Genomic DNA, 19,476 nt, shown 5'->3' on the forward strand with positions numbered 1-19,476 from the left:
GTTCCGATGATTGAAATGCCACCGCTCAAGTTCGTACAGACGAACGGAATCCGCATGGGCTATTACGAGGCGGGCCCGGTTACAGACAAGCCGCCGATGGTGCTGTGCCATGGCTGGCCCGAACTCGCATTTTCCTGGCGCCACCAGATCAAGGTGCTGAGCGAGGCCGGCATCCGCGTGATCGCGCCGGACCAGCGCGGCTACGGCGCGACCGACCGGCCAGAGCCGGTCGAGGACTACGACATCGAGCACCTGACCGGCGATCTGATCGGCCTGCTCGACCATCTTCAGATCGATAAGGCGATCTTCGTCGGCCATGACTGGGGCGGTTTTATCGTCTGGCAGATGCCACTCCGGCACATCGACCGGGTCGCCGGCGTGGTCGGCATCAATACGCCTCATACCAACCGCGCCTGGGCCGATCCGATCGAGCTCCTGCGCGCGCGCTTCGGCGAAAAGATGTATATCGTGCAGTTCCAGGATCCCGCGCGTGAGCCCGACAAGATCTTTGGCAGTCGCGTCGAGCAGACCTTCGATGCCTTCATGCGCAAGCCCGTAGCGCGCCCGGCAGATGCTCCGGCGGAGGAAGTCGTCGCGGGTGTCGGTGCCTCCCCGCGACTGAACCTGGCATTTCCGCAGATGATCGCGGGCTACGATGCGAAGCACGATCCTCGCACGCCGATCCTGTCGCCGGAAGAGAAAAAGGTGTTCGTGGACAATTTCACCAGGACGGGCTTCACCGGCGGCATCAACTGGTACCGCAATATGTCCCGCAACTGGATGCGCGCCGAAGGGCTCGATCATACGGTGCGCGTGCCGTCGCTGATGATCATGGCCGAGAACGACGCGGTGTTGCCGCCGTCTTCCGCCGATGGCATGGACAAGCTGATCCCCGATCTGGAAAAATATCTGGTCCGCGACAGCGGCCATTGGACGCAGCAGGAGAAGCCGGAGGAAGTCAGCGCCAAGCTGATCGAATGGCGTAGAAGGCGGTTTGGCTAGCTCGCAACGACGGCGTTGAATACCGAGGCAGGGGAAGCACTTTTAATGTCATCGAAGAACCGTCTGGACCCGATCCCGCAGCCGCCGACCAAGCCGGTGGTCGGCAACATGCTGTCGCTGGATTCGGCCGCACCGGTGCAGCATCTGACCCGGCTTGCCAAGGAGCTGGGGCCGATCTTCTGGCTCGACATGATGGGCTCGCCGATCGTGGTCGTCTCCGGCCACGATCTCGTCGACGAGCTCTCCGACGAGAAGCGTTTCGACAAGACGGTGCGCGGTGCCCTGCGGCGGGTGCGCGCGGTCGGCGGCGACGGCTTGTTCACGGCCGACACCAGGGAGCCGAACTGGAGCAAGGCGCACAACATCCTGCTCCAGCCTTTCGGCAACCGCGCCATGCAGTCCTATCACCCGAGCATGGTCGACATCGCGGAGCAGCTCGTGGGCAAATGGGAACGGCTCAACGCCGACGACGAGATCGACGTCGTCCACGACATGACGGCGCTGACGCTGGATACCATCGGCCTGTGCGGCTTCGACTACCGCTTCAATTCGTTCTACCGGCGCGATTACCACCCCTTCGTCGAGTCGCTGGTGCGCTCGCTCGAAACCATCATGATGACGCGCGGCCTGCCGTTCGAGCAGCTCTGGATGCAGAAGCGGCGCAAGACCATGGCTGAAGATGTCGACTTCATGAACAGGATGGTCGACGAGATCATTGCGGAGCGCCGCAAGGGAGGCGAGGCGACCGACGACAAGAAGGATATGCTTGCGGCGATGATGACGGGCGTCGATCGCTCGACCGGCGAGCAGCTCGACGACGTCAACATCCGCTACCAGATCAACACGTTCCTGATCGCAGGCCACGAGACCACCAGCGGCCTGTTGTCCTGCGCGCTCTATGCGTTGCTCAAGCACCCCGACATTCTCAAAAAAGCCTATGACGAGGTCGACCGCGTCCTCGGTCCCAATGTCGACGTGCGTCCGACCTATCAACAGGTCACGCAGCTCACTTATATCACGCAGATCCTCAAGGAGGCGCTGCGGCTATGGCCGCCGGCGCCGGCCTATGGCATCTCCCCACTGAACGACGAGGCTATCGGCGGCGGCAAGTACAAGCTCAGGAAGGGCACGTTCACCACCATCCTGGTGACCGCGCTGCATCGCGATCCCTCTGTCTGGGGTCCCAACCCGGATGCGTTCGATCCGGAGAATTTCAGCCGGGAGGCGGAAGCCAAACGGCCGATCAATGCCTGGAAGCCGTTCGGCAACGGCCAGCGCGCCTGCATCGGCCGCGGCTTCGCCATGCACGAGGCCGCGCTCGCGCTCGGCATGATCCTCCAGCGCTTCAAGCTGGTCGACCACCAGCGCTACCAGATGCATCTGAAGGAAACGCTCACGATGAAGCCGGAAGGCTTCAAGATCAAGGTCCGTCCGCGCGCCGATCGCGAGCGCGGCGCCTATGGTGGACCTGTAGCGGTGTCGTCGGCGCCGAAGGCACCGCGCCAGCCCACCGCGCGCCCCGGCCACAACACGCCGATGCTCGTACTTTACGGCTCCAATCTCGGCACCGCCGAAGAGCTGGCGACGCGGATGGCCGACCTTGCCGAGATCAACGGCTTTGCCGTGCATTTGGGGCCGCTCGACGATTACGTCGGCAAGCTGCCGCGGGAGGGCGGCGTCCTGATCATCTGCGCCTCCTATAACGGCGCGCCGCCGGACAATGCGACACAATTTGTCAAATGGCTCGGCGACGAGCTGCCGAAGGATGCGTTTGCCGATGTGCGCTACGCCGTGTTCGGCTGCGGCAACAGCGACTGGGCCGCGACCTATCAATCGGTACCGCGCTTCATCGATGAACAATTATCGGCGCATGGTGCGCGCGCGGTCTATCCGCGTGGCGAAGGCGATGCGCGCAGCGATCTCGACGGCCAGTTTCAGAAATGGTTCCCGGCGGCCGCCCAGGTCGCGACCAAGGAATTCGGCATCGACTGGAATTTCACCCGTACCGCGGAGGATGATCCGCTCTACGCGATCGAGCCGGTCGCGGTGACCGCCGTCAACACCATCGTCGCCCAGGGCGGCGCGGTGGCCATGAAGGTGCTGGTCAATGACGAGCTTCAGAACAAGGCCGGTTCCAATCCGTCGGAGCGCTCGACGCGCCACATCGAGGTGCAGCTGCCGTCCAACATCACGTACCGCGTCGGCGATCATCTGAGTGTGGTCCCGCGCAACGATCCGACGCTGGTGGATTCGGTTGCCCGTCGCTTCGGCTTCCTGCCGGCCGACCAGATCAGGCTTCAGGTCGCCGAAGGCCGCCGCGCGCAATTGCCGGTCGGCGATGCCGTGTCAGTGGGCCGCCTGCTCAGCGAGTTCGTCGAGCTCCAGCAAGTGGCGACACGGAAGCAGATTCAGATCATTACCGAGCATACGCGTTGTCCGGTCACGAAACCAAAACTGCTGGCCTTCGTTGGCGAGGAGGCTGAAACACTCGAGCGTTATCGCACCGAGATTCTGGCGAGGCGAAAATCGGTGTTCGATCTGCTGCTCGAATATCCGGCCTGTGAATTGCCGTTCCACGTCTATCTGGAAATGCTCTCCCTGCTGGCGCCGCGCTATTACTCGATCTCGTCTTCGCCGTCGGTCGACCCGGTTCGTTGCAGCGTCACGGTCGGCGTGGTTGAAGGACCGGCCGCCTCCGGCCGCGGCACGTACAAGGGTATCTGCTCGAATTATCTCGCCAATCGACGCGCGGGCGACGTTATCCATGCAATCGTGCGTGAGACCAAGGCCGGCTTCCGGCTCCCGGACGATCCATCCGTGCCGATCGTCATGATAGGCCCGGGCACGGGACTGGCGCCGTTCCGCGGCTTCCTCCAGGAGCGCGCCGCGCGCAAGGCCAACGGCGCCGCGCTCGGCCCGGCCATGCTGTTTTTCGGCTGCCGTCATCCCGGTCAGGATTTTCTCTACGCGGACGAGCTGAAGGCGCTGGCGGGGAGCGGCATCACCGAGCTGTTCACGGCGTTCTCGCGCGCGGAGGGGCCAAAGACCTACGTGCAGCACGTCCTCGCTGCGCAGAAGGACAAGATCTGGCCGCTGATCGAGCAGGGCGCGATCGTCTATGTCTGTGGCGACGGCAGCAAGATGGAGCCCGACGTGAAGGCGGCGCTGGTCGCGATCCATCGCGAGAAGAGCGGCAGCGATGCCGCCACGGCTGCCCGCTGGATCGAGGAGATGGGTGCAAAGAACCGGTATGTGCTGGACGTATGGGCGGGTGGATAACCCGGCAGCCGGACGTGCTAAAGCTCTCGCATGATTCCCTGGGAAAAGATCGATACCGCCAAAATCCCCGGCTCCGATGAAGAGCTTCGCCTGATGCGGCGAGGCAAGGAGTTCTCCATCAAGCTCGGCACCGACGAGCTGATGAACAACCGCCTGTCGGGCTCCGAGGCCGCGCTCGCCACGCTCGCGGCGAAGCAGATCGAGACGGTCGCAAAACCTGTCGTCCTCATCGGGGGCCTGGGCATGGGTTTTACGCTGCGTGCTGCGCTGACCGTGCTCGGAAGCAAGGCGAAGATCGTGGTTTGCGAGCTCGTGCCGGCGGTGGTCGCCTGGGCGCGGGGTCCGATGGCGCAGGTGTTCGGCGACAGTCTCGATGACGTCAGGGTGAGCATTCGGGAAACCGACGTTGGCGAAATCATCCGGGCGCAGCGGTCGGCATTCGATGCCATCCTCCTCGACGTCGATAACGGGCCGGAAGGGCTGACCCGGAAGGGCAATGATGCGCTCTACAATGCGAGCGGGTTGAAGGCGGCGAAGACGGCGCTGCGGACGGGCGGCGTGCTCGCGGTCTGGTCCTCGGGGCCCAACCCGGCCTTCACCAAGCGGCTCGGGAGCGCCGGATTCGAAGTCAACGAAGTCAATATCCGCGCCACCGGAAGAGGCGGTGGCGCACGTCACGTGATCTGGCTGGCGAGGAAGAGCTAGGCCGCCTGCCCAGCAACCGGTTCGATCCGTCAGAACATCGTGTTGTTGTTCGCCGGATTTTCCGGGATCGGTTGCACGACGTCCCAGTGTTCGACAACCTTGCCGTTCTCCAGCTTGAAGATGTCGACGATCGCATTGCCCCTGCTGCCGGGCTCGCGAACCGCGTGAACGTGCAGGATGACGTAGTCGCCATCCACGAAGCTGCGCTTGATCTCGCTGTGCGAGTTCGGGAATTTCTCGCGCAGGAAGCCAATGAACTTTCGGAAGCCGTCCGGGCCATCGGCTGCGTTTGGATTGTGCTGGACGTAGCGGTCGCCGATGTGGGCGAGGGCTGCATCGGCGTCCTTTTGGTTGAGCCCCTTCTCGTAGAACGCAAGCACAGTTTTGCGATTGGCTTCTTCTTGCGCGCCACCCGCCATCGCGGCGCCGCTGGCGAGGGACAGCGTGAGGACTGAAGCAGCGACGATTGCGGCCGACCGGACGATGAGATGCATGTGAACTCCGAGAGGCCGCGGCCTCTTTGTTGGCGATTGAGGTTCTCGGCGATTGAAGGAGGCCTGTATAGCTTTCGCACCGGCACGCGTTAAGAGAGTAACCGGCAGCTCACATGGTCACCGTGAGGAGACTGTCTGCGTCGGTCAATCTACGCCGCCTGCACCTCCGCGCCATGGGCGTGCTTGGCGATGGCGTCGATGATGTCCGGCCAGAACCGCATCGGCAGCGCGTGGCCCATGCCGTCGATCATCAGCAGCTTGGCCCCCGGAATTGACTCTGCCGTGTCCCTGCCGCCCTCGGGGCGGACCAGCGGATCGACGGTGCCGTGGATGACGAGTGTCGGCGTCTTGACGCCATGCAGCCGCTCCTTGCGGCTACCCGAGGCGAGCACCGCGCGGAGCTGCCGGCCGACACCGGCCGGATTGAGCCCGCGCGCGAACACGCGCTCGGCACGACCGGGATCGAGCGCCTCTTCCTCCGGGAAGGACCCGGCCCGCAACACGTTCCAGGTCTGGCCGTAGCGGACGATGAACTCCTCCTTGCTGCGCGGCGGCGGCGCCATCAGCATCGCGGCGGCCTCGCGTGTCGGGGGCGGCAGGCGCGGATTGCCGGTCGTCGACATGATCGAGGTGAGCGAGCGCACCCGCTCGGGAAACGACAACGTCACTTCCTGCGCAATCATGCCGCCCATGGACGCCCCGACCAGGTGCGCCGACTTGATGCCGAGCGCATCCATCAGCCCGATAGTGTCTTTTGCCATGTCGATCAGCTTGTAGGTTGCGGCCACGGGAATCCTGAGGAATCGGAGCTTCAACAGCTCGAGCGGCGTCAGACGCTTGCCGCCTGTGAGATGGCTCGACTTGCCGATGTCGCGATTGTCGAACCGGATGACGCGAAAGCCGTGCGCGGCGAGCTGCTCACAGAACGCATCGTCCCAGTGGATCATCTGGGCGCCTAACCCCATGATCAGAAGCAGCGGCTCGGCACTGTCGTTGCCGAAAGTCTCGTAACAGATGTCGATGCCGTTGGCGTGGACGGTTTGCGGCGGATGATAGGCGTTCACGGGTGCGTTCCCTCGGCTTTTGATTAATGCTGTATCGCACGGTTTCCCCTCGCAATGAAGCCGCGTCCGCGACACCGGACCCGCTGCTTGCCGGTTGACCGGCACCGCGCAACGGTGTGGTATGGCGAAAAAGGAAGGGCATCGAAGCTCTCGCTTTCAGGAGGACGCCGATGACCGACAAAAGCAACGACCCCATTGCCATGTGGCAGAAGATGGTTGGCGAGATGGAGAAGGGGTTCAACTCCTTCGCCAATCAGGCCATGTCGTCGCCCGAGTTTTCGCAAGCCGTGAACCGGGCCGGCGGCGTTGCTGCAGGTGCTCAGAAGCAGCTCGGCGACCTCATGGAGAAATATCTGGTCTCCATGAATCTGCCGAGCCGGGACCAGGTCACCGGCCTTGCGGAACGGCTACAGTCCATCGAAGGACAGATCGGTGAGATCAAGTCGATGCTGAGCCAGATGGCGGCAAGTTCCGGAATTTCTCAGGGCTCCGATACTGCATTGCGCCCGCCGCGCACCAAGCGCCCGCCGTCTGAAGGCGGAGAGAAGACATGAATGCACCCGCCGGATTAGACTTCGCAGGGATCCCGGAGCGCATCCAGTCCGAGGTGCAACGCGCCATCCAGAGAAGCATCAAGGGCGTCGAATATTTCTCGACGTCCGGCCCCACGCTCGGGTCGACGCCGAAGGACATGCTGCATTCACGCGGCACGATGAGCCTCTACCACTATCGACCGATGTCCGACGAGATCTATCGAATTCCGATTTTGATCGTGATGGCGACCACCAATCGCGGTTACATTCTCGACCTCGTGCCCGGCCAGAGTTTCATCGAGTTCCTGTTGAAGCGCGGCTACGACGTCTACATGCTCGACTGGAGCGCGCCACGGCCGGAGGAGAAGAGCCTCCGCATGGAGGATTATGTCCTCGACTTCATCCCGGACTGCATCCGCCGCGTGCAGCAGGATTCCGGCGAACAGGACGTCTCCGTCATCGGCTATTGCTTCGGCGGCGTGCTGTCGCTGCTCTACGGCTCGATCCACAAGGATGGGCCGATGAAGAATTTGATCTGCTTCACCACGCCGATCGACTTTCGCGAGATGAAGCTGTTCTCGAACTTCTCCGACCGTCGCTATTTCGACGTCGATCGCCTCGTCGACAGCGTCGGCAACGTGCCGCCCGAGATGATCCTGTCGTCGTTCGAGATGCTGCGCCCGGCCTCCCGCACCGTCAGCCAGATCCAGCTCTGGGAAAACATCTGGAACGACGAGTTCGTCAAATCCTACCGGATGTTCGACCGCTGGGCGACCGACACGCTGCCGCTGGCCGGCGAATATTTCCGCACCATCACCAAGGACCTGATGTGGGACAACAAGCTGTTCAACGACACCATGTCGGTCGGCGGCCGTGCGGCGAAGCTCGAGGACATCAAGGTGCCGTTCCTGCATGCGGTCGCCGAGCATGACCACATCGTGCCGTATGAGGCGGCAAAGCACCTGATCGCCAAGATCGGATCGGAGGACAAGGAGGAGGTGATGCTGAAGGGCGGTCACGTCTCGCTGGTCGCCGGCGCCAATGCGGTGAAGCGGCTGTGGCCGAAACTGGATTCCTGGCTGGGGAAGAGATCGACATGAGTGAGCAGCGTTCCTATCCGCGCCATGTGAAGACGGACGCGGGCGATATCGAGATCCGCCTGATGTCCCCGGCGGACGAAGCCGCGGTGCTCGCCTTCGGCAAGGGCCTGCCGACCCACGACCTGTTGTTCCTGCCGCGCAACATCAGTGAGCCGAAGGTGCTCTCCGCCTGGGTCAAGGAGATCGCGCGCGGCGCGATCACGAGCCTGCTCGCGGTCAGGGACGGCACGGTCGTCGGCTGCGGCACGCTGGTGCGCGATCCGCACTCCTGGTCGCCTCATGTCGGCGAGATCCGAATGGTGGTTTCGCTCGACGTGCGCGGGAAGGGGGTGGGAAGGACGCTGTCGCAGGAGACCTTCGCCCTCGCGCTCGGGGCCGGCCTCGAGAAGCTCTCGGTCCAAATGACGGTCGATCAGCAGGCGGCGATCACGCTGTTCGAGAGCCTTGGCTTCAAGGCCGAGGCACTGCTGCGCGACCATGTTCGCGACGTCGACGGCAAGACCCACGATATCGTGGTGCTCGGGCACAACATCGCGCAGGTCCAGGCCCAGATGGAGGCCTATGGGCTGCTTGGCGCCGCCCAGCATTGAGAACCGCTGGACGGTGTTCGGGAACCCGGATGGTCAGGGAGGCGCCAGATCCCTCTCAACATGGCTATTCACGGTTTCGTGATATCGCACTGCAATATGGATATTGCATCGCACAATTAACTATGGCATATAAGCCGTGCCCCGGGCCAAAACCGGACGGGGTGAGCCCATAGCTCAACCAATGAGGATGGAGAGACCCCCAATGACCACCGAAACCAACACCGCTTTCGAAGGCTTCAAGGACGCGTTCAAGAACATCCAGAACCTGGAAGTTCCCGAGGCCGCCCGCGAGTTCGTCAAGAAGTCCGCCAACACTGCCAAGGATCGTGCTGCCGAGGTGTTCGCTGGCTCCGAGCGCGTGACCGCCGCCGTCGAAAACGCGGTGACCGAGACCGTCACCGAAGCCGGCAAGATCAGCCGCAACATCCAGCAGGCGATCTACGAGGACGCCGAGGCATTCTTCGCGGGCATCGACAAGCTCGCGTCCGCCAAGTCGTTCAGCGAAGCTGTCGAGATCCAGTCCGGCCTGCTCCGCGCCCGCGGCGAAGCGTTCGTCTCGCGCGCCAAGGCGACCACCGACTATTTCGGCAAGCTCGCCGCTAACGGTGCGAAGTCCGCTCAGGACAATTTTGCCAAGGTCTACAACAAGACCGCCTGATACGGCCCCCTGAGTAAAAACTGAATTTGAGGCCCGCTTCGGCGGGCCTTTTGTTATTCCGCCGTAGCTGTCATTGCGAGCGAAGCGAAGCAATCCAGTCTGCCTCCTTGGAAAGACTCTGGATTGCTTCGCTTCGTTCGCAATGACGGATAGGGTGATGCTGTGATGACTCCATCAGGCGCCTTCTCTTTCGACACTCCCGGCGATGCCGAACGCGCAGCCGAATTGCGCCGCGTGAAAGCGCTGGCGACGCTGGTGCTGGGCTCGACGCTTGTCCTGTTCGTCGTTGCGAAATGGCTGCTGCCCGTACATCCCGTGTTCGGATTCATCGCGGCCTTCGCCGAAGCCGCGACCATCGGCGGGCTCGCCGACTGGTATGCGGTGGTCGCGCTGTTCAAGCGTCCACTCGGCCTGCCGATCCCACACACCGCGATCATCCAGAGCAACCAGGCCCGTATCGCCGACAAGCTCGGCGAGTTCATCCAGGTGCATTTCCTCGAGGCCGCTCCCGTCGAGGCCAAGCTGAAGGAGATCGATTTCGGCTCCTTCGTCGCCGACTGGCTGCGCGATCGCAAGCGCAGCGATGACCTCGCGCGCTTTGCGCTGCGCCTGCTGCCGGAGGCTGTCTCCGCGACCGAGAGCTCCGGTCTGATGACCTTCATCATCCGCCGCATGTCCTCGCAGCTCCAGGCCGTCGATCTGGCGCCGCTCGCGGCCGGCACGTTGCGCGGCTTCGTCGCGGAAGGGCGGCACCAGATCCTGTTCGACGATCTTCTGCGCGTGATGCACGAGACGCTGAACCAGACCGAGACGATGGCGATCATCCGCGAGAAGGTGCGCGCGGAATTGCCAACCTTGCTCAGGCTCTATCGCGCCGACAAGTTTCTGGTGAACAAGATCGTGGCCTCCGCCACCGCGTTCTTCAATGAAGTGCGCAGCGATCCCAAACATCCTTTTCGCGGCGAGTTCGATCGCATGGTGCTGAGCTTCGTCGACCGGCTCGGCACCGACCAGGCCTATATCGACCGCATCGACGGCTTGAAGCGCGATCTGCTCGCGCGTCCCGAGCTTGCCGATCTCGCCCGCACCGTCTGGGCCAATACGCGGTCCTTCATCGAACGTAGTGCAAGCGGCGAGACGCAGGTGCTGCAGCATCATCTCGCGGGCATGTGTGTCGCGGCGGGCGAAGCGCTTGCGGGCGATGCCGAGCTGCGCGGCGAGATCAACAAGGGGCTGGTCGCGGTGCTGCGCAGTTTCGTCGCGGACCAGAAGAGCGGCGTCTCGACCTTCATCTCCGACCAGGTCAAATCGTGGGATATGGCGCAGCTGATTTCGCTGATCGAAATCAACATTGGCCGCGACCTGCAATACATCCGCTTCAACGGCTCGCTGATCGGCGGGCTGGCGGGTCTTGCGCTTTACTCCGTAGAATTCCTGCTTCGATTGTTGTGACTTTTGCGTCACGGACGTCAGCATTAACGCGCGGGCCTATTGTGGCCCGGGGTGTCTCCCGCTTGAATGTCGGGAACCCGCTGCCTAGCTGATTCATGTTGCGTTGCGGAACGATCAAGAAGCCGGCGTGTTGGAATCCCATACCCATTTGCCGGCAAACAACCGGTGGCCTTTTCAGCAATTTTCCCAAGGGGACCATGGATGACCGCTACTGCCCAGACGCTGAGCCCGCCGTCTCGCACCCTGATGTTCCTGGAAGGGCGAGCGATCCACGAGTTCGGCGCCTTCCTCGGCGCGCTGCCGCTGCTCAGCCTCGCGCCGCGCGGCGATGGGCATCCGGTGCTGGTTCTGCCGGGCCTCGTGGCCTCCGACGGGTCCACGCGTGCACTGCGCACCTTTCTGTCCGGCAAGGGCTATGCGGTGAGCGGCTGGCGCCAGGGCCGCAACTATGGCCTGCGCGAGGGCGTGCAGCACGCGATGGTGGATCTGGTTCAGGAGCTCAGCGACAGGCACGGCCGCAAGATCAGCCTGGTCGGCTGGAGCCTCGGCGGTCTCTATGCGCGCCAGCTCGCCAAGATGATGCCCAACCGCGTACGCCAGGTGATCACGCTCGGCAGCCCCTTTGCCGGCGATCCGCATTCGACCAATGCCTGGCGCGTCTATGAATGGGCGAGCGGGCGGAAGTCCAACGAGGTCGATCCGCAGTTCGGTGGCGATCTCGCCGTTCCGCCGCCGGTGCCGACCACGGCGATCTTCAGCCGCACCGACGGCGTCTGCGCCTGGCAGGGCTGCGTGGAGAAGACGGGCGCACAGACCGAGAGCATCGAAATCGAGAGCAGCCATTGCGGCATGGGCCATCATCCCGCCGCCGTCTTCGCGGTGGCTGATCGCCTTGCGCAGAAGGAAGGCAGCTGGCGGCCCTTCGACCGCAGCGGCTGGCGCAGCGTGGTCTATCCCGATCCGCATCGGTAATTCTTTGCCTCTCTCCGTAAGAACGGGGCAAGGGAGAAGAGCGTCGCACCCGTCCATTGTCGTGCCCGCACCAAACGCGCTATGCCTCGCGCATGGCGCATCCGTTGTCCCGCATCATCGATCAGCTCAAGCGCGAGCCGTCGCGCACCGGCTCTATCGTCATCACGGTATTCGGTGATGCCATCGTGCCGCGTGGCGGTTCGGTATGGCTCGGCACGCTGCTGGAATTCTTCGAGACCCTGGACATCGACAGCGGCGTGGTGCGTACCGCGATGTCGCGGCTTGCTGCCGATGGCTGGCTGACGCGCGAAAAGGTCGGCCGCAATAGTTTTTACCGCTTGGCCGACAAGGGCCGCCAGATCTTCGAGGCCGCGACGCGGCATATCTACGATCCGCCGCCGTCCGACTGGACCGGGCGCTTCGAGCTGCTTCTGATCGGCAATGGGGAGGATCGCGATGCCTCGCGCGAGGCGCTCCGCAATGCCGGCTTCGGCAGCCCGCTGCCGGGCGTGTGGGTCGCCCCGTCAGGCGTGCCAGTGCCCGGCGAGGCCGCGGGCGCCATCCGTCTGGAGGTCTCGGCCGAGGATGACAGTGGTCGCCGGCTGCTCAGTGCGAGCTGGCCGCTGGATCGCACCGCGGACGCCTATCTCAAGTTCATGAAGACGTTCGAGCCGCTGCGCGCCGCGATCGCGCGCGGCAGCGACTTGTCCGAGGCCGACGCCTTCACGGCGCGCATCCTCCTGATCCACCATTATCGCCGAGTCGTGCTGCGCGATCCGCTGCTGCCCGAAAGCCTGCTTCCGGCGAACTGGCCAGGCAAGGCCGCCCGTGCGTTGTGCGGCGACATCTATCGCGCGCTGCTTGTCCCATCGGAACAATGGCTTGATGGTCATGGGACCAATGAAAAGGGGCCATTGCCGCCGGCGCGGAAACTCCTGGAGAGGAGATTCGAGACTTGATTGTTATGTTACAGAAATATCTTGCGTGATCTGATTCTTGTTATATATTGCCCCTCAATAAAATGGGAGGATGCGCATGTATACCCAGGCGCTGAACACGGCCGAGACCGATGATCGCGGCCTCGAGGATGCGGCCAACGCTGCGCAGTTCCAGACGCGCATCGATGCCGAGGAGCGCATCGAGCCGAACGACTGGATGCCGGCGGCTTATCGCAAGACGCTGACCCGCCAGATCTCCCAGCACGCTCATTCCGAAATCGTCGGCATGCTGCCCGAAGGCAACTGGATCACGCGAGCGCCGTCCTTGCGCCGCAAGGCCGCGCTGCTCGCCAAGGTGCAGGACGAGTGCGGCCACGGGCTTTACCTCTATGCCGCGGCCGAGACGCTCGGCACTTCGCGCGAAGAGCTGGTCGACGCCATGCTCGCGGGCAAGGCAAAATATTCCTCGATCTTCAATTATCCGACGCTGACCTGGGCCGACATCGGCACCATCGGCTGGCTGGTCGACGGCGCCGCGATCATGAACCAGATCCCGCTGTGCCGCTGCTCCTACGGTCCCTATGCCCGCGCGATGATCCGCGTCTGCAAGGAGGAGTCGTTCCACCAGCGCCAGGGCTACGAGATCATGCTGACGCTGTGCCGTGGCTCGGACGAGCAGAAGGCGATGGCGCAGGATGCCTTGAATAGGTGGTGGTGGCCGGTGCTGATGATGTTCGGCCCGCCCGATGCCACCAGCCAGCACAGCGACACCTCGACGAAGTGGAAGATCAAGCGCTTCTCCAATGACGAGCTGCGGCAGAAGTTCGTCGACGCCACCGTGCCGCAGGCGCAATATCTCGGCCTGACCATTCCCGATCCCGGCATGATTCAGGACGCCGACGGGCACTGGCGCTACAGCGAGATCGACTGGACCGAGTTCAAGCAGGTGCTCGCCGGCAACGGCCCATGCAACCGGGATCGCATCGCGGCACGCCGCAAGGCGCACGATGAGGGCGCCTGGGTGCGCGAGGCGGCAGCTAGCTATGCCGCAAAGCGCACGCAGCGTCGAACTGCACAAGCGGCAGAGTAGGGAGATCGCGATGGCCACGCCGAACACGCCGCTGTGGGAAGTCTTCATTCGCAGCCGCAACGGGCTCGCGCACAAGCATGTCGGCTCGCTGCATGCGAGCGACGCCACGATGGCCTTGCAAGCCGCCCGCGATATCTACACGCGTCGCGGTGAGGGCCTTTCGATCTGGGTGGTGCCGTCGACGGCGATCACCGCAAGCGATCCCGCCGAGAAGGGCATGATGTTCGAGCCGGCGGAATCAAAGATCTACCGCCACCCGACGTTTTACGAGGTGCCTGAGGAAGTAGGACACATGTGATGGCGAACATCGAGGTCTCCGAAACACCGCTGGTGCTCTACGCATTACGCCGCGCCGACGACGCGCTGATCCTCGGCCACCGCCTGTCGGAATGGTGCGGGCATGCGCCGATGATGGAAGAGGACATGGCGCTCTCCAACATCGCGCTCGACCTCATCGGCCAGGCCCGCGAGCTCTACACCTACGCAGCCAAAGCCGAAGGCAAGGACAACGACGAAGACAAGCTCGCCTACCTTCGCGATGTCAGGCAGTATCGCAATCTGCTGCTCCTCGAGCAGCCGAACGGCGACTTTGCCCAGACGCTGGTGCGGCAGTTCTTCTATTCCGCCTTCGCCGATCTCTACTGGCGCGCCATGATGACCTCGCGCGATACGACGCTCGCTGCGATTGCCGCGAAGTCGGAGAAGGAGAGTGCCTATCACTTGCGGCATTCCTCGGAGTGGATGATCCGGCTCGGCGACGGCACCGACGAGAGCCATGCCCGCGCGCAGGCTGCGATCGATCATCTCTGGGCTTTCACCGGCGAGATGTTTGCCGTCGACGACGGCGAGCACGCCTTGATCCATGCCGGTATCGCCGTAGACCCAGGCACCTTGCGGGGTCGTTGGCTGACGACACTTTCGGATGTGATCGGCGAAGCAACGCTCAAGCTGCCGCAGAACGACTGGATGCAGCAGGGCGGCCGCGTGGGCCGGCACAGCGAGCATCTCGGCCATCTCCTCTCAGAGCTGCAATCGATACAGCGTACCTTCCCGGGGCAGACATGGTGACGGTGCTGGAGCCCCATAGCGACCTGCGCCGACGGGCCTGGGATGCCGCGGCGAGCGTGGTCGATCCCGAAATCCCGGTTTTGACCATCGCCGATCTCGGGGTGCTTCGTGATGTCGTCCTCGACGGCGATCAGGTCGAGGTCGCGATCACCCCGACCTATTCGGGCTGTCCGGCCATGAACATGATCGCGCTGGAAATCGAGGTCGCGCTGGAGCGCGCCGGTTTCCGCAGTCCAAAGGTCCGCACCGTGCTGTCGCCGGCCTGGACCACCGACTGGATGAGCGAAGAGGGCCGCCGGAAGCTTCATGCCTACGGCATCGCACCGCCGCAGGCCTCGAATTCACGCCGCGCGCTGTTCGGCGAGCAAGCCGTTGTGTGCCCGCAATGCGGCTCGGCGAATACCGAGCTGCTGTCCGAATTCGGCTCCACCTCCTGCAAGGCACTCTGGCGCTGCAGGGCGTGCCGCGAACCCTTCGATTATTTCAAGTGTCATTGACCATGTCAGCAGTCGCACCACGCTTTCATCGCCTGGCCGTCAACGACCTCCGCCGCGAGGCGTCGGACGCCATATCGCTGACATTCGCCATCCCGACGGAGCTTGCGACCGACTACGCTTTCACGCCCGGCCAATACCTCACACTCCGCACCATGCTGGATGGCGAGGAAGTGCGCCGCTCCTATTCGATCTGCTCCGGCCCCGACGACGGCGAGATACGGATCGCCGTCAAGAAGGTTGATGGAGGCGCGTTTTCGAGCTGGGCAGCGGACGATTTGAAGTGTGGCGACGCGCTGGACGTGATGACGCCCACGGGACGCTTCGGCGTGATCCCGCCGGCCGGCGGCGGCCGCATCCATGTCGGCTTTGCCGCTGGGTCCGGCATCACGCCGATCCTGTCGATCGTCAAGGGCGTCCTCGCGCGCGAAGCCGACAGCCGCTTCTTCCTGTTCTACGGCAATCGCACGACCGACAACATCATGTTCCTCGAGGCGCTCGAAGAGCTCAAGGATCGCTTCATCGACCGCCTCTCGATCTTCCACGTCATCTCGGGCGAGGAACAGGACATTCCGATCCTGCACGGCCGGCTCGACGGCGACAAGGTGAGGGTGCTGCTGCGCTCGCTGGTACCGGCGGAAAGCGTCGATCACGTCTTCATCTGCGGTCCGTCCGGCATGAGCGAGGACATCGAGGCGACCTGTCGCGATCTCGGCATCGCGGAGGAGCGTATCCATGTCGAGCGGTTTGTCTCGGAGTTCGGTGGCAAGCCGCGGCCGAAGAAGATCGTTGCGCCGCACGCGCCGCCGAAAGCGATCGCGTTGCTGATCATCGACGGCAAGCGCCGCGACGTGCCGGTGGCAGAGGACGAGGCGATCCTCGATGCGGCGCTACGCGCCGGTGTCGATCTGCCCTTCGCCTGTAAGGGCGGCATGTGCTCGACCTGCCGTGCCAAACTGGTGGAGGGCGAGGCGCCGATGGACATCAACTACTCGCTGGAACCCTGGGAGCTGAAGGCCGGCTTTGTCCTGACCTGTCAGGCCAAGCCATCGTCGGAGCGGGTCGTGGTCGACTACGACCACGTTTGACAGTTTTAGCCAGGCAGCAGAACATCGTGTCCAAACAATCGGACGGGAGAAGCGCGTGAACGTCAAAGCCGCCTTGTCGCCCGAGGATATTGCCCGCGCCTGCGCCGATGCGATGTGGGCGGAGGACGATGCCTCCAAAGGACTCGGCATGGAGATCGTCGAGATCGGCCCGGGGTTCGCGACGCTGGCGATGAATGTGCGGCCGGATATGGTCAACGGCCAGCGCATCGCCCATGGCGGCTTCATCTTCACGCTGGCCGATTCCGCCTTCGCTTTCGCGTGCAACTCGCACAACGACCGCGTCGTGGCGGCGCAGGGCCAGATCACCTTCATCAAGCCAGGCAAGCTCGGCGATCGCCTCGTCGCAAAGGCCCGCGAGGTCACGCGTGGCGGCCGCTCCGGCATCTATGACGTGCGCGTCACCGCCGGCGATACAGTCATCGCCGAATTCCGCGGGCATTCGCGGGTCATTCCCGGAAACTGGCTGCCGGCGCAGGATCAATAAAGAAAAACAATGATACGGGGAAACGAGGATGGCTCTGACGAGGCTCAAGGAAGGTGGCAACACCTATAAGGCCGAGCTGGATGCGCACGAGCGCGCATCGCGCGACGAGATCATGGCACTCCAGGTGCAGCGGCTGGCCTGGTCGCTGAAGCACGCTTACGACAACGTCGCGCACTATCGCAAGGCCTTCGACGCGGCCGGCGTGCACCCGTCCGACTTTCGCGAGCTCTCGGATCTTGCGAAATTTCCGTTCACCGTAAAAACGGACCTGCGCGACAATTATCCCTTCAACATGTTTGCCGTGCCCCGTGAGAAACTGGTGCGCGTGCATGCGTCCTCCGGCACGACGGGCAAGCCGATCGTGGTGGGCTATACGCAACGCGACATCGACACCTGGTCGGACGTGATGGCACGCTCGATCCGCGCCGCGGGCGGCCGCACCGGCATGATCATCCACAATGCTTATGGCTACGGTCTTTTCACAGGCGGGCTTGGCGTGCACTACGGCGCCGAAAAACTCGGCTGCACTGTGGTGCCGATCTCCGGGGGCATGACCGAGCGGCAGGTGCAGCTCATCAACGATTTTCGGCCCGACATCATTACGGTGACGCCGAGCTATATGCTGGCGATCCTCGACGAGTTCAAGCGTCAGAAGCTCGATCCGCGCCAATGCTCGCTCAAGGTCGGCATCTTCGGCGCGGAGCCGTGGACCAATGCGATGCGCGGCGAGATCGAAGATGCCTTCGACATGGATGCGACCGACATCTACGGTCTCTCCGAGGTGATCGGCCCCGGCGTCGCGCAGGAATGCATCGAGACCAAGGACGGCCTGCATATCTGGGAGGATCATTTCTATCCCGAAGTGATCGATCCCGACACCGGTGCGGTGCTGCCCGACGGGGAGAAGGGCGAACTGGTGTTTACATCGCTCACCAAGGAAGCCTTTCCGGTGATCCGCTATCGCACCCGCGACCTGACGCGGCTTCTGCCGGGCACGGCGCGGCCCGGCATGCGGCGGATGGAGAAGGTCACGGGGCGCTCGGACGACATGATCATTCTGCGCGGCGTCAACCTGTTCCCGACCCAGATCGAGGAGGTTCTGCTCGCCACCGACTGGTGCGGCGGGCATTTCATTCTGGAATTGACTCGGGAAGGACGCATGGACGAGTTGACCATCATTGCCGAGGCGCGGCCGGAGAGTTGGGATGGCCGTGGTCTCCTCGACCATGCCGATCGGATCTCAACCCATATCAAGAACACGATCGGGATCAGCTCCAACGTGCGGGTGGTTGCGCCTGCGACGCTGGAACGCTCGCTCGGCAAGGCGAAGCGGCTCTACGACAAGCGGCCGAAGGATTAAGTTGACGGGATTGACTTGACGGATTGACTTGACTGCCCTCAGAGGCGACAAGGCCCGCGAGAAATCGCGGATCTTTTCCATGTCATCAGCCAATCCCAAAGCCGTCGAGGCGCGCTGCGTCCGCGTCCATGCCAAGGCCGAGAACGCCGCTGGGATTGCACCTCGCGTCGAGCCTCATACGCTCGCGCGCGGTCCGAACGATCTCCTGATCGAGGTCAAGGCCGCCGCCGTCAATCCGTCCGACGTCAAGGCCGCGACGGGGCTAATGCCCTATGCCATCTTCCCGCGCACGCCGGGGCGCGATTACGCCGGCGTGGTGATCGACGGGCCGGCCGGTACGATGGGCCGCGAGGTGTTCGGCTCCTCCGGCGATCTCGGCATCCGCCGCGACGGCACTCACGCCAGCCATCTCGTCGTTGAATCCGACGCGGTGGTGGAGAAGCCGAAGACCGTGTCTTGGGAGGAGGCCGCCGGCATCGGCGTGCCCTTTGTCACCGCCATGGAGGGTTTTCGCCGCGCCGGCATTCCAAAGCCCGGGGAAACGGTGCTGGTGTTCGGCGCCAACGGCAAGGTTGGTCAAGCGGCGGTGCAGATCGCGACCTGGCAGGGCGCGCGTGTCATCGGCGTGGTGCGCAAGGCGGAACCTTATGAGGGCCACACCAACGCATCCATCGAGGTGATCGACGCTTCCGCGACCGACGTCGCCACACGCGTGCGCGAGTTGACCGATGGCAAAGGCGCCGACATCGTCTTCAACACGGTCGGCGATCCCTATTTCCAGGCGGCGCACAAGTCGCTCGCGCTTCGCGGCCGCCAGATCCTGATCGCCGCCATCGACCGCATCGTGCAGTTCAACATTCTCGAATTCTACCGCGGGCAACACACCTATGTCGGCATCGACACGCTCGGCCTGTCGTCGATCGCGACAGGCGCTGTGCTGCGTGACCTCGGCCCGGGCTTCGCGAGCGGGCACCTGAAACCGTTTCCGATCAACGCGAACGCCGTCTATCCGCTCGAACGCGCGAAGGAGGCCTATGTCGCCGTTGCAGGCTCCTCGCGGGATCGCGTGCTCCTGAAACCTTGA

General features: G+C 63.5%; 20 protein-coding genes. 18 read left to right on the plus strand and 2 right to left on the minus strand.

All coding sequences use genetic code 11. The annotated features are described in order from the left end of the window. Nucleotides 1-6 precede the first annotated feature (6 nt). From IVB42_RS33070 to IVB42_RS33080, 3 genes are read left to right on the plus strand one after another with little or no spacing between them, the layout of a single operon-like run. A complete protein-coding gene (locus IVB42_RS33070; RefSeq protein ID WP_247394399.1) occupies nt 7-1,002 on the plus strand; it encodes an alpha/beta hydrolase in 996 nt (331 codons plus the stop codon). Between the two features lie 45 nt (nt 1,003-1,047). Continuing rightward, complete coding sequence (locus IVB42_RS33075) at nt 1,048-4,281, plus strand: cytochrome P450 (protein WP_247454653.1); 3,234 nt, start codon at nt 1,048-1,050, stop codon at nt 4,279-4,281. Nucleotides 4,282-4,311: 30 nt separating this feature from the next. Then, a complete protein-coding gene (locus tag IVB42_RS33080) occupies nt 4,312-4,986 on the plus strand; it encodes a spermidine synthase (protein ID WP_247394381.1) in 675 nt (224 codons plus the stop codon). Between the two features lie 29 nt (nt 4,987-5,015). On the opposite strand, the gene IVB42_RS33085 is transcribed toward IVB42_RS33080, so the two are convergent. Next, on the minus strand, nt 5,016-5,480 hold the full coding sequence (locus IVB42_RS33085; RefSeq protein ID WP_247394379.1) for a nuclear transport factor 2 family protein: 465 nt from the start codon (nt 5,478-5,480) through the stop codon (nt 5,016-5,018). A gap of 149 nt (nt 5,481-5,629) precedes the next feature. Beyond that, nucleotides 5,630-6,544 (minus strand): alpha/beta hydrolase, encoded by a 915-nt coding sequence (locus IVB42_RS33090; protein WP_247394634.1) that lies wholly within the window; start codon nt 6,542-6,544, stop codon nt 5,630-5,632. A 170-nt stretch (nt 6,545-6,714) separates the two neighbouring features. On the opposite strand from IVB42_RS33090, the gene IVB42_RS33095 reads away from it, so the two are divergent. The 15 genes from IVB42_RS33095 to IVB42_RS33165 all read left to right on the plus strand — a co-directional run bounded on the left by IVB42_RS33095 (nt 6,715) and on the right by IVB42_RS33165 (nt 19,476). Continuing rightward, nucleotides 6,715-7,098, plus strand: a complete 384-nt coding sequence (locus IVB42_RS33095; RefSeq protein WP_018457027.1) for a hypothetical protein — start codon at nt 6,715-6,717, stop codon at nt 7,096-7,098. Then, complete coding sequence (locus tag IVB42_RS33100) at nt 7,095-8,177, plus strand: alpha/beta fold hydrolase (RefSeq protein WP_247394374.1); 1,083 nt, start codon at nt 7,095-7,097, stop codon at nt 8,175-8,177. The genes IVB42_RS33095 and IVB42_RS33100 overlap by 4 nt, the downstream gene beginning before the upstream one ends. Next, nucleotides 8,174-8,767: a GNAT family N-acetyltransferase gene (locus tag IVB42_RS33105; RefSeq protein ID WP_247394372.1), complete on the plus strand. Its 594-nt coding sequence runs from the start codon at nt 8,174-8,176 to the stop codon at nt 8,765-8,767. The genes IVB42_RS33100 and IVB42_RS33105 overlap by 4 nt, the downstream gene beginning before the upstream one ends. Nucleotides 8,768-8,969: 202 nt before the next feature. Beyond that, nucleotides 8,970-9,425, plus strand: coding sequence for a phasin (locus IVB42_RS33110; protein ID WP_204510614.1), 456 nt, complete (start codon nt 8,970-8,972; stop codon nt 9,423-9,425). Nucleotides 9,426-9,590: 165 nt separating this feature from the next. Then, nucleotides 9,591-10,877 (plus strand): DUF445 domain-containing protein, encoded by a 1,287-nt coding sequence (locus tag IVB42_RS33115; protein ID WP_018457023.1) that lies wholly within the window; start codon nt 9,591-9,593, stop codon nt 10,875-10,877. A 201-nt stretch (nt 10,878-11,078) separates the two neighbouring features. Further along, nucleotides 11,079-11,849 carry an alpha/beta hydrolase gene (locus IVB42_RS33120; RefSeq protein WP_247394369.1) on the plus strand — a complete coding sequence of 257 codons (771 nt, stop codon included), beginning with the start codon at nt 11,079-11,081 and terminating at the stop codon, nt 11,847-11,849. 92 nt (nt 11,850-11,941) lie between these two features. Next, on the plus strand, nt 11,942-12,808 hold the full coding sequence (gene paaX / locus IVB42_RS33125) for a phenylacetic acid degradation operon negative regulatory protein PaaX (protein WP_247394365.1): 867 nt from the start codon (nt 11,942-11,944) through the stop codon (nt 12,806-12,808). A 76-nt stretch (nt 12,809-12,884) separates the two neighbouring features. Continuing rightward, nucleotides 12,885-13,877 carry a 1,2-phenylacetyl-CoA epoxidase subunit PaaA gene (gene paaA / locus IVB42_RS33130; RefSeq protein ID WP_085385947.1) on the plus strand — a complete coding sequence of 331 codons (993 nt, stop codon included), beginning with the start codon at nt 12,885-12,887 and terminating at the stop codon, nt 13,875-13,877. A 10-nt stretch (nt 13,878-13,887) separates the two neighbouring features. Further along, nucleotides 13,888-14,175, plus strand: coding sequence for a 1,2-phenylacetyl-CoA epoxidase subunit PaaB (paaB, locus tag IVB42_RS33135; protein WP_008136594.1), 288 nt, complete (start codon nt 13,888-13,890; stop codon nt 14,173-14,175). Next, nucleotides 14,175-14,945 carry a 1,2-phenylacetyl-CoA epoxidase subunit PaaC gene (gene paaC / locus IVB42_RS33140; RefSeq protein WP_085352161.1) on the plus strand — a complete coding sequence of 257 codons (771 nt, stop codon included), beginning with the start codon at nt 14,175-14,177 and terminating at the stop codon, nt 14,943-14,945. The genes paaB and paaC overlap by 1 nt, the downstream gene beginning before the upstream one ends. Continuing rightward, on the plus strand, nt 14,939-15,442 hold the full coding sequence (paaD, locus tag IVB42_RS33145) for a 1,2-phenylacetyl-CoA epoxidase subunit PaaD (protein WP_018457018.1): 504 nt from the start codon (nt 14,939-14,941) through the stop codon (nt 15,440-15,442). The genes paaC and paaD overlap by 7 nt, the downstream gene beginning before the upstream one ends. Nucleotides 15,443-15,444: 2 nt before the next feature. Beyond that, nucleotides 15,445-16,527, plus strand: a complete 1,083-nt coding sequence (paaE, locus tag IVB42_RS33150) for a 1,2-phenylacetyl-CoA epoxidase subunit PaaE (RefSeq protein ID WP_247394347.1) — start codon at nt 15,445-15,447, stop codon at nt 16,525-16,527. A gap of 55 nt (nt 16,528-16,582) precedes the next feature. Next, a complete protein-coding gene (paaI, locus tag IVB42_RS33155; RefSeq protein ID WP_247394313.1) occupies nt 16,583-17,032 on the plus strand; it encodes a hydroxyphenylacetyl-CoA thioesterase PaaI in 450 nt (149 codons plus the stop codon). A 28-nt stretch (nt 17,033-17,060) separates the two neighbouring features. Further along, nucleotides 17,061-18,392, plus strand: coding sequence for a phenylacetate--CoA ligase PaaK (paaK, locus tag IVB42_RS33160; protein WP_247394310.1), 1,332 nt, complete (start codon nt 17,061-17,063; stop codon nt 18,390-18,392). A 79-nt stretch (nt 18,393-18,471) separates the two neighbouring features. Continuing rightward, entirely contained in the window at nt 18,472-19,476 is a 1,005-nt protein-coding gene (locus IVB42_RS33165; protein ID WP_247394275.1) for a zinc-binding alcohol dehydrogenase family protein, read from the plus strand.

Origin of the sequence: Bradyrhizobium sp. 45, assembly GCF_023073155.1 — a bacterium.
GTDB lineage: Bacteria > Pseudomonadota > Alphaproteobacteria > Rhizobiales > Xanthobacteraceae > Bradyrhizobium > Bradyrhizobium canariense_D.

What these genes read in the sequence shown, in the direction of transcription:
- paaD (WP_018457018.1), top strand. Translation starts at nt 14,939, where the DNA reads ATGGTGACGGTGCTGGAGCCCCATAGCGACCTGCGCCGACGGGCCTGG.
- IVB42_RS33095 (WP_018457027.1), top strand. Translation starts at nt 6,715, where the DNA reads ATGACCGACAAAAGCAACGACCCCATTGCCATGTGGCAGAAGATGGTT.
- IVB42_RS33115 (WP_018457023.1), top strand. Translation starts at nt 9,591, where the DNA reads ATGACTCCATCAGGCGCCTTCTCTTTCGACACTCCCGGCGATGCCGAA.
- IVB42_RS33110 (WP_204510614.1), top strand. Translation starts at nt 8,970, where the DNA reads ATGACCACCGAAACCAACACCGCTTTCGAAGGCTTCAAGGACGCGTTC.
- paaE (WP_247394347.1), top strand. Translation starts at nt 15,445, where the DNA reads ATGTCAGCAGTCGCACCACGCTTTCATCGCCTGGCCGTCAACGACCTC.
- IVB42_RS33165 (WP_247394275.1), top strand. Translation starts at nt 18,472, where the DNA reads ATGTCATCAGCCAATCCCAAAGCCGTCGAGGCGCGCTGCGTCCGCGTC.
- IVB42_RS33100 (WP_247394374.1), top strand. Translation starts at nt 7,095, where the DNA reads ATGAATGCACCCGCCGGATTAGACTTCGCAGGGATCCCGGAGCGCATC.
- IVB42_RS33070 (WP_247394399.1), top strand. Translation starts at nt 7, where the DNA reads ATGATTGAAATGCCACCGCTCAAGTTCGTACAGACGAACGGAATCCGC.
- paaA (WP_085385947.1), top strand. Translation starts at nt 12,885, where the DNA reads ATGTATACCCAGGCGCTGAACACGGCCGAGACCGATGATCGCGGCCTC.
- paaB (WP_008136594.1), top strand. Translation starts at nt 13,888, where the DNA reads ATGGCCACGCCGAACACGCCGCTGTGGGAAGTCTTCATTCGCAGCCGC.
- IVB42_RS33120 (WP_247394369.1), top strand. Translation starts at nt 11,079, where the DNA reads ATGACCGCTACTGCCCAGACGCTGAGCCCGCCGTCTCGCACCCTGATG.
- paaC (WP_085352161.1), top strand. Translation starts at nt 14,175, where the DNA reads ATGGCGAACATCGAGGTCTCCGAAACACCGCTGGTGCTCTACGCATTA.
- paaK (WP_247394310.1), top strand. Translation starts at nt 17,061, where the DNA reads ATGGCTCTGACGAGGCTCAAGGAAGGTGGCAACACCTATAAGGCCGAG.
- IVB42_RS33075 (WP_247454653.1), top strand. Translation starts at nt 1,048, where the DNA reads ATGTCATCGAAGAACCGTCTGGACCCGATCCCGCAGCCGCCGACCAAG.
- paaX (WP_247394365.1), top strand. Translation starts at nt 11,942, where the DNA reads ATGGCGCATCCGTTGTCCCGCATCATCGATCAGCTCAAGCGCGAGCCG.
- IVB42_RS33080 (WP_247394381.1), top strand. Translation starts at nt 4,312, where the DNA reads ATGATTCCCTGGGAAAAGATCGATACCGCCAAAATCCCCGGCTCCGAT.
- IVB42_RS33085 (WP_247394379.1), bottom strand. Translation starts at nt 5,480, where the DNA reads ATGCATCTCATCGTCCGGTCGGCCGCAATCGTCGCTGCTTCAGTCCTC.
- IVB42_RS33105 (WP_247394372.1), top strand. Translation starts at nt 8,174, where the DNA reads ATGAGTGAGCAGCGTTCCTATCCGCGCCATGTGAAGACGGACGCGGGC.